This window comes from Oleiphilus sp. HI0061, from assembly GCF_001635675.1.
In genome coordinates this window covers 1-960 of sequence record NZ_LWFE01001568.1, presented here as the reverse complement: position 1 = coordinate 960, position 960 = coordinate 1, and the positions used below count along the sequence as shown (strand labels likewise).

Genomic DNA, 960 nt, shown 5'->3' with positions numbered 1-960 from the left:
ATGTTAACTTACCCTAGCCGCCTAACAAGCTTGGCATTTAATTTGCTATTCCTTAGATAACTAGCATTTTTTGTCAGAAAACGGTCATTGATTGCCGAACTGGAACTTAGCGAGCAAATAACCATGGCACATATATCAACAGAACAAGCCTTACAGATCCCTCAGCAACTACAACGTCAGGACTCTCAAAACGGTACTGAAAACAGCAGCCACGCAGACGACAGTGCCAGACGCAAAGAACAAGCAGAAAAGCGAGTATTGCTAGACGATGCGGTCACTTTATTAAGACTAGGCATTCAAAGTCAAAGTAAAAAGGTAAATGTTGAAACATTCAAAACGGAGTTAGGCCAAGATAAAGCCTTCCTCAAGGAAACTCTGCGTAATAAGCTTGCTGAGTACAACTTAAACCCGAGAACCCAGCTAAGTGTAGAGAAGGATATTTACGGCAACATTGAGATCAAAGGCGCGATGCGCCCAAGCGATCATGAAAAAATAAGTACTGACCTTAACAACAACAAACACTTTAAAGAGGCTTTTCAGCGTTTGAGCAAACAGCAGCCTACACTTGATTACGTAGACAATGTCGTGAAGATTTCTGGTGCATATGGAGTTGGTAATAATCTCTTTAATGAGCTAATTAGCGAACAAAATGAGCATAACAAATTAAATGATATCGCCCATCGCTATGAAGCACTGAAAACCAACAAAATCACCAATAATAGTGAGCAAGCAGCTCTGTCGAAGGATAACAGCTTCCGCTTAACGATAAACGCATAAACCGTACCCGCCTAAACAAGCGGTGATACTTAGCCCTCGAAAGCCGAGATGTCACCGCAGCCTTTACGAACAATCTCCGTTTCTTCGCCTGATAAGTTCACCACAGAGGTTGCCTCAAAGCCACAGAAGCCACCATCTATAACCAAATCAAGCGTATGCTCTAACAAAGAACGAACCTCGTAA

Annotated in this window: 1 protein-coding gene; it reads left to right on the top strand. The window is 42.3% G+C overall.

Annotated features, from left to right (window positions below; translation table 11 throughout):
• The first annotated feature begins 123 nt into the window (after nt 1–123).
• On the top strand, nt 124–777 hold the full coding sequence (locus A3735_RS24515) for a hypothetical protein (RefSeq protein WP_156499694.1): 654 nt from the start codon (nt 124–126) through the stop codon (nt 775–777).
• Nucleotides 778–960: the final 183 nt, after the last annotated feature.

Excerpts from the sequence above, each read along its gene's own strand:
- A3735_RS24515 (WP_156499694.1), top strand. The coding sequence starts at position 124 with ATGGCACATATATCAACAGAACAAGCCTTACAGATCCCTCAGCAACTA.